Origin of the sequence: Clostridium sp. 1001271st1 H5 (assembly GCF_005845215.1) — a bacterium.
GTDB lineage: Bacteria > Bacillota > Clostridia > Lachnospirales > Lachnospiraceae > Enterocloster.
Map to the genome: position 1 here is coordinate 18,722 of NZ_SPHO01000040.1, position 8,808 is coordinate 27,529.

General features: G+C 38.9%; 6 protein-coding genes. 2 read left to right on the forward strand and 4 right to left on the reverse strand.

What is annotated here, in order from left to right:
* Positions 1-4: 4 nt before the first annotated feature.
* The 4 genes from FGS84_RS29735 to FGS84_RS29750 form a co-directional block, all read right to left on the reverse strand.
* Positions 5-1,192, reverse strand: a complete 1,188-nt coding sequence (locus tag FGS84_RS29735) for a glycosyltransferase family 4 protein (RefSeq protein ID WP_138311779.1) — start codon at positions 1,190-1,192, stop codon at positions 5-7.
* Between the two features lie 3 nt (positions 1,193-1,195).
* On the reverse strand, positions 1,196-2,323 hold the full coding sequence (locus FGS84_RS29740) for a glycosyltransferase (RefSeq protein WP_138311780.1): 1,128 nt from the start codon (positions 2,321-2,323) through the stop codon (positions 1,196-1,198).
* A gap of 9 nt (positions 2,324-2,332) precedes the next feature.
* Positions 2,333-3,670 (reverse strand): sugar transferase, encoded by a 1,338-nt coding sequence (locus FGS84_RS29745; RefSeq protein WP_138311783.1) that lies wholly within the window; start codon positions 3,668-3,670, stop codon positions 2,333-2,335.
* A gap of 232 nt (positions 3,671-3,902) precedes the next feature.
* Complete coding sequence (locus FGS84_RS29750) at positions 3,903-5,513, reverse strand: O-antigen ligase family protein (RefSeq protein ID WP_227147754.1); 1,611 nt, start codon at positions 5,511-5,513, stop codon at positions 3,903-3,905.
* A gap of 221 nt (positions 5,514-5,734) precedes the next feature.
* Between FGS84_RS29750 and FGS84_RS29755 the strand changes: the two genes are divergently transcribed.
* Positions 5,735-7,570 (forward strand): argininosuccinate lyase, encoded by a 1,836-nt coding sequence (locus FGS84_RS29755; protein WP_138311781.1) that lies wholly within the window; start codon positions 5,735-5,737, stop codon positions 7,568-7,570.
* 121 nt (positions 7,571-7,691) lie between these two features.
* Positions 7,692-8,669: a choline-binding protein gene (locus tag FGS84_RS29760; protein ID WP_138311782.1), complete on the forward strand. Its 978-nt coding sequence runs from the start codon at positions 7,692-7,694 to the stop codon at positions 8,667-8,669.
* The last annotated feature ends 139 nt before the right edge of the window (positions 8,670-8,808 follow it).

An 8,808-nucleotide genomic window follows, 5' to 3' on the forward strand; every position in this document is an offset into this window, starting at 1 on the left:
AATTTCACTCCCGCCCTCTTCCATAGACCTGCTTAAGTATCTCCTCACTCTTTTTCCAGGCAAACCGTTCTGCCACATACTGCCTTCCTGTTACTGATAGTTTCCTGCATCTGTCACTGTCTGTCAGCAACTGCAGTATACATGTTTCATACTCTTCATCCGTTTCAGCCTTAACGACGATTTCTCCCTCTTCATCAATTCCTTCTGCTCCAATACTACCTGTAATAACAGGTGTCCCTATAGCCAGACTGCGAAGTACCTTCAGCTTAATACCAGCTCCTAGAGTAAGAGGAAACACAGCAGCTTGTGCCTGCTTTAAATACGAGTCAACATCATCTACGAATCCAGTGACATGTATATAGTCGTTTTCCATCTGACGCAGCTGCTCTGGCGGCTGATTTCCCACAATATAAACCTGAAGTTGCGGAATCTGTTCTTTTACCCTGGATGCAATTTTTATTAGGCGCATCGCTGCCAGATAATTTTCATCACGTCCCATCTGTCCAAGGAAACAAATCATCCCTTGCTTTTTTTCCCCGCCATTCAGTTCCTGGCTAATAGTTTCATCATCCAGCCCGTAATATGGATTCAGTACTTTACAATCTCCTCTCCCATATCGCTCTTCTATAAGATTTTTATCCTTCTTATTGAAGGTGAACAGACAGTCCACTTGTTTGCAATATTTTCCTTCTTTCTTCAGAACCTTTTTTAACTGTGAATGCATATAAACCTTTTTAATCCCCTTACTGTCATTCATCTTCCTCTCATAGGACTGTGCAGTCATATCATGTTCTGTCATGTTAAATTTCAGTTCTGGAAACAACTTTTTAATCCAATAATACTGTCCCATCGAAGCATACTCGGCATGTATTGCATCAATCTTATACTTCTTAACCATATATATCATCACAGCTGAAAAGCGAATAGAGCTTCTGGCTGCAAAATAATTCGGCATCCATGGTTCTGCCAGTATATGCGCCATACGCCTTATACGATTTATTTTTATGCTTCTACAGAACCCCTCTTCCCCCAACTGTTTTCTTAATTTACTGTCATACTCCGAAGCCTCGAATGTAAGCACATAAACCGTATTCCACTGCCTTAATGTCTCAATCTGTTTTCCCATGCATACTCCGCCAGCATGATTTGCCTCCAAAGATGGAAAGTAAGGGGAAATATGCAAAATATTCATAATTTATTCCTCCTTTTCCAGAAGAGGAAGTACATTCTTCTCCAGAACCCTTTCCATTGCCTCAACTGTAAAATACTGATTATACAGTTTCTGAATTAGCCCTCTCTTCTGCAGTAACGCATCTGTTTTTAGGAGTATATCTGATGCACATTCCTTGTAGGAATTCCCTATACAATTAATTCCTATTCCGTACTGTTCTACCATTTCCCATGTGTCTCCCTGAATATTATTGATTATCGGAAGTCCATAACAAAAATAATCGATGGATTTCATGGTCAGACCTACACACACACCTGGCTTCATTATGTTAATTCCATAACTACACCTGTCGAAAATCTCCTGTTTTTTGGTTTCATCATAGACCGTCCCATAATACTCAGTCTCTATCCCATTCTGCTTTAAGATTTCAAGAAATGCCTGCCGCTTCTCCCCATCTCCTACAATATGAAGCTTTACTTTTTTACTTCGATTCACCTCCCTCAAAATTTCTGTAACGGCATTCATATCAATTATATTATTTACAGACCCCAGATAAACTACATGCATACAATTGTCATCCTTCTGAAATGCCCACTCACTGGCCCCCTTATCCTTTGGCCAATACAGCGTTACCGCCTCCTCTGGTTTTAACCCAATAAGTCTCTTATACAAACCGCATTCCGTAAACACCAAGTCCGCCTGTCCTAAATTATCATCTCTCAACCTTCTCCAGCACTGAAGCGGCCATAATGTCCCTACACCTTTTAGAGGCAATGACTCCGGCCACATATCTATAATATCCAGAACCACCTTTGTATGAAGAATCTTTTTTAATTTAACTGCAGTACGTGCAAGGGAATTGGCTGGTATCATGACATAAAGCAAATCAACTGGCTCATTCTTCAAAACGTGAAATACCTTCCGTGCAAAGTCGTACTGTGAGTACAAACGCCGGATAGATAAGTTTTTTTTATACACAACTGTTTCAATATAACGATGATTTGACCTGGGTAATCTTCCCTTTTTCTTTTCCCTATGAATAAAGTCTGATTCCAGCCACAATACATTGTAACCTAATTTTTGAAAATATTGACCTATCTTTTCTGCTCTGGGCTCATAGCTGGCCGAATTAGTCACAATCACAATATTCATAGTGCCCTGCTACTCCTTCACATCCTGTTTCTCGGTTTCATGTTCCATGGCCTCTGATTCCTGGGAAGAAAATCCTTCTGTACTTTCTTTTTCAAATAGGATTTTTATTGTTTTGAATAAAATTTCAATATCCAGAAGCAGTGAGTAGTTCTGAATATACATCAAATCCATCTTCAGTTTATCATATGCCGTTGTATTATACTTTCCATAGACCTGTGCATATCCAGTCAAGCCTCCCTTGACCTTCAGACGATATGCAAACTCCGGTATACTGTCGGAGTACATATTCACATGCTCAATTCGTTCAGGTCTTGGTCCTACCAAGCTCATATCACCTTTTAAGATATTCAGAAGCTGCGGAAGTTCATCAATTCTTACTTTTCGAATAAGACGTCCTACTGGGGTTATACGCGGATCATGCTCTGTCGCAGGAATTGAAGCACCGCCTTTCTCAGCATCTACTATCATACTGCGGAATTTGCATATCATGAAAATCTTTCCATCCTTTGTGCAACGTTCCTGGTAGAAAAACACTGGTCCTCTATCATAAAGTTTAATCGCAAGTGCTGTTGCCATCAGAATTGGCGAGGTCAGAATCAGCATAAACAACGATATCCCTATATCCATGGTACGTTTTATAAATGCCTGTTCAATAGACAACCCATCATTTCTGGACAGCAATAAAGGAGTATCAAAATAATGCATACTCTCCGCGCTTCTGATAATAATATCGGAAATCTTCGGTGTACTGTATACTCGAATTGATCTGGCATAGCAGAACTTTAGAAAATCATTTCTCATAGCAGAAGGCAAATCACAGATTACTACTCCTTCATATTTCAAAATCTCCTCTTTGACTTCGTCACAACTGTTCTCTATCTTTACACATTTCCCTATCTCAAAGCAATCCTCACGACTATATATTTTATTCATCAATGCTGTTACAGGTCTTTCTCCATACAGCATAATCACCTTACGGGGTGGATATAAGCCTCGGTAAATCCTATTAGCCACATATCCCCATAAAGCAATCAACACAAACTGACCTGCAGTCATCCATACCAAAGGAAAAACCGAGCGAAAGTGTTTGACAAGCAATACAATCGGAATATATGATACTGCATTTGAACACATTGTTGCAAGCGTATGTGTATAAATCAGTTCGCCAGTCCTCAAATAGCCCAAACGAAGGCTCCCATACATATTACTAAATACATATAAAATCAGTGCATATACTGCTGCTAAAAAGTAATGTCCTAAACGCTGATACGGCATCTCCATCTGTTCGTTATAACAGTAAATCCAGATATACATAAAGATTAGCGATTGTATTCCTATCAAACACATCTTTGCAACAAATCGAATGAGACGTTTGTATTTATCGTATTTTTTCACTTGTTGTTACCATACTTCCTTACAGTATTCTTTTTCTAAAAGTACTCTAAGTATAACATTCTTTAAATTGCGGTGCAACTTATTCTCCCTATTTGCAGTTATATCCAGCTTATCCAATTCAGATACACAAAGAATTCTTTTCAGGCCCTAATACTAGCTTGAAAAGAATTCTCTATTTTAAAACTTATATACCATCATTCTGTACAGCCGCAAGTCCTACCATAATAAGAGTAAACATAATAGGCGCTACTATAGGGACGCTGATGTTTACAAATGCCTGCGCACAATAACATACTACTGCTATTGGTACAGCCATTACAATAGGACAATCTTTTGCCTTACGGATAATGTACACTAATGATGTACAAATAAAGCCTACATATGCAGTCACTCCTACCATCCCTATTGTCACGAGATATTGCAGGTATTCATTGTGAGCACTATCAAATTTCTCATTATATCTGCTTATCATATCATCATAGTAACCGTGTACTGTAATAATTCCAAACGTATCCGGTCCATATCCAAAAAGTTTATGCATAAACGGAAACTTTCCATATATTTCAATTGCTATTCTCCATATATATCCTCTATGTGTTCCCCAATCATCGTCAAAAATAATATAATTTTTTAGTGAGCCATATTTCTCCAGATTGCCCACAATGTTAGCATCGTAAAGAATATAGACTCCTGTCAAAAACATTACTGCTAAAATCACCAGCCATATCCACCTACCGGCATTACTCTCAATTAACTTATTGCCTTTAATTAGAACCGTTTCCAAAATTGTTATGAGTACTGCCACTGCCCACAGAACCATTACAACAACTGGAAGTTTACTAAAACCAGCGATTACATTAAACAGGCCATTAATCTCCATAACATGATTTGGAATATTCTGACCGATATAATCAATAAATAGAAATTCTGTACTCAAAATCGCCAGAATTATAACATAGTCTCTAAGACCTCGAAGGTTTTTAAAAAGGTACAAGGGCAATAGACACAGAAGGGCTATCATGGCCAAATATGCATTGTCACTAATTCCAGTAATCATTGCAAATATGGATATCGACATTGCTAAAGCATATAATAACTTTTTAAATTTATTTCTTTCTACGCAAAACAGAAGCGTACTCGCTCCCATAATCAGAGATACATAGGACGTATAAGTATTGATATTACCAATAGTGGACACAAATATCTTATAGTCTTCTGGGGATAGGTCCTGTTTAAAGCCAATTGGATCCAGTTTAAAATAATGAAGTATACCAACGAGGCATGTCAGTATACCAGCTACCACAAATGCATCAAAATACCATCGCCTGAACTTTAGGCATTTGGTGATTATAAAATAGCTGGCAGCATATAACAAAATCAAAAATAGACCTGAATATCTTCCCTCATTACCCCAGAAAGATTCATAGAAATATTCCGACTGAAAGGTTGATATCACAGCAGACACTACAAATAATATCATTGCCCAATCAGCTACTTTTAAGGATTTTCTCGTAAATCCATGCCGTAATGCCTTTATTGTACCATAGTCATTCTCTATACCATCCTTACGAATAAATACGACAGCAATAATCAGTATCACAATAGTCATCGATATAACTGTACCACAATATAGCCAGTATTTAATCGCCAATATGTCAAAATACAAATCATGAAATGCCAATGGCAATGCCACAAAAACTATCAATGTCAGGATTAATGCAGGAATAGAATTTGCATTTTTCCAAGATTGTAATATATCCGATTGTCTATCTATACTTTTATCTTCCTTCATCATATGCTTACTTTCGCTTTCTGTGTAGTTTGAGGTTTTTAATAGTATATCATTTTACCCCTATTTGTGCAACTTTATGAATAGAGATTTCACCAGGTCATCCCTATTATGTAGTAGTATATGCTATATAGCAATAATTTTCCATATACGAAGTATAATCAACTCGTAATGCAAAAAGGAATTTCAAAGAGTATTTCAAAAAGAAAAAGGAGAGTGCATTAATTATGAGAAAGCAGACAAAGTTAGTTGCTGTATTATCAACAGCAGCACTGCTCGCTATTGGTGCATCCATGACTTCTTTCGCAGCTACAGGATGGGCTGAGGAAGACGGTACTTGGGTATATTACAACAGAGATGGCGAGAGAGCAACTGATCAGTGGAAGAAATCCGGTAATAACTGGTATTGGCTGGATAGCAATGGCGAAATGGCTATTGATCAGATTATTGAAGACAGTGACAACTATTATTATGTAGACATCAACGGTGTTATGGCAGCAAACCAGTGGGTAGCCATTGACAACGAGGATGCAGGACAGGATGACGAGCCAGATCATTACTGGTACTATTTCCAGTCTAATGGTAAAGCATTAAAGAATGGAGATAACAGCAAAGTTGCATTAAAGACAGTTAACGGCAAGAAGTATGCCTTTGACGAAGAAGGTAAGATGCTGTTTGGCTGGGTAGCAGAAGATAATGCTGAGCGCATTGATAATACCGACGGCGATGGCTTCAAGGAAGGTGATTACTACTTCGGCGGCGAAGATGACGGCGCAATGACCGTTGGCTGGTTAGAAATGGACATCACTTATGACGAGGCTACTAATGACTACACAAAGTCTCCAGTATTTAACGATGATGAGGATCAGACACGTTGGTTCTACTTCAAAGCTAATGGTAAGAAAATCAAAGCTGAGGGCGGAGATGAATTAAAAGAAAAGACCATCAATGGCAAAAAGTATTCTTTTGATGAGTATGGCGCTATGACAGCAGAGTGGTCTCTGGATGTAGACAATATCAGAAAGAAAGCAAGTACCTCTGATCCTATTCCTGCTTCTAATAGTACACCTACCACCAACAGTGTTGCTGCTAAATATGCACAGCAGTGGAGATACTTCAGCAGCGTTGAAGATGGTGCTAAGGTTAAGAAAGGCTGGTTTAAGGTTGTTGCAGCCGAGTACCTGAATTACGATAAGTACAATGATGATGAAGACGCTTGGTACTATGCAGATGGAAGCGGTAATCTGTATGCCGGCGAATTCAAGACCATCAAGGGTAAAAAGTACGCTTTCAGAAATGATGGCCGTATGATTGATGGTTTGAAATTCATCAGAGAAGACAAGACTGCTGGTAAGGTAACAGGACTGTCAGTATGGGCTGATGATGATGATCCATATAGATTTGATACAGAAGATGACTTCGATGAGAACTCCTTAACATTAGAGCGTATGGGTTACAAGTGCTACTACTTCGGAAACGGAGATGACGGCGCTATGAAGACCAATAAGACAACCGTTGAGATTGATGGAGATAAATTCAACTTCTACTTCGAGAAGTCCGGCGGAAACAAGGGTGCTGGTAAGACTGGTGATAAGGATGATAAGTTCTATCAGTCTGGCAAATTGTTACGTGCAGGCTCTGATGAGAAGTATCAGGTAGTTGAAAAATTAACTCAGGCAACACTGGATGACACTGGCAAGGCTGGCAGCGGTACTATTGAGGGATATAATAAGTTAGACGATGTTAAGGAATTCCTTGAGGCAATCACACCAGCTAACTACAGCGAGGGTGTAACTGAGGCAAATGTAAAACTCTTAAAGGGTCTTGGTGTAAACAAGGATGCCAGCGACCTCAGCGAACTTTACATCATCAACTATGATAGAAAAGACGCTGCTGGTAAGAGAGAAGCAGATGCTATTAGTGCAAGTGATTACTTCCTGGTAAATACCTCCGGTAAGGTAATTGATACTAATTCTAAGAATAAGGATGGCAATGATTACTACTACGTAGTTCAGAAGAATGGTAAGACTGGCAAGATTGTTGCTGTTTATGTTGAGGATTAATATTTTAAAAAGTAATTCTTAATTTATAAGGGGGAAGCGTTGTGACTGATTAGTTTATATGGTCACAACGCTTTCTTTTTACAATAAACATGAAATCATATGAAAGAGGAGAATAATACTTATGCTAAAAAAGGCTTTTTTGGCGACAAGTCTTTTGTTATCTTTGACTTTGTTGCAACCACTTACTTCATTTGCAGATACACAAGATACCACTTCTGCGACTACCATGGAAAATTGCGGAGCCTATCTGTTTGAGTGGCGCCCCGTAGACTGCGGTAATGGACATTATTTTGCCATATTAGTAGGCGGAGATACCCTTGAAGAGCGGAACGTAATACTTAATAGAGGATATGATTATGCGTATACTTTTAATCCTATGGCTTATCCACGGCCATGGGGCACAGTACCCGAATTGGTCAATATCGATGGACTTTGGGGGATTCCAGAAAATTGGGCACTTATGCCGGAAGGTAGCCAACAAACAACTCAGATTGTTTTGCTGACGAATAAAACCACATTTGCAACAAAAGAACGCTACGTTGATGTTGTAAGACTACCACGAAGTGTATCATCAGCAGATTTACCTCCTGAAGTACGAAAATACTTAATCAATGTAGATGGAACAGATGCTGGGGCATATGATAATGCAACACCAGCAGGTTGGACCTGGAATGAAGAGGGATTTTGGCGCTACCGGAAACCGGACGGAACCTTTGTAAGCAATGGATGGTTAAATATTGATGAGCAGTCATACTATCTGGACGAAAATGGTCATATGCTTGCAGATACAATTACACCTGATGGATTTTATGTGAATACAAAAGGAGAGAAGCAAAGGTACACCCCTGGTTGGATGCAAGGTGAGAAAGGCTGGAGATACGTCCAAAAGAATGGATATTATGCTGCATCTACCTGGTTGGAAGATACAGATGGCAAATGGTACTATTTTGATATGAGTGGATATATGAGTGTAAACGAGACAACACCTGATGGCTTCCATGTTGGCGAAGATGGTTCTTGGGATGGCCAGCCTTCCAGCATAGAATACCAAAAAAATCTCGGTCCTGGATATCAGCAGCAAGCCGAAGCTGAAGAATAATTAATTTATCGCGAGTGTATGAAATTTTTTCTGTAAATAGGTATTAGCCAAAGGTCTTCTATGATAAAATAAAAAATCATAGGAGGCCTTTTATTATGGCAAGAGAAAAGAAACCGGTACACCAGGTACAAATGACAGA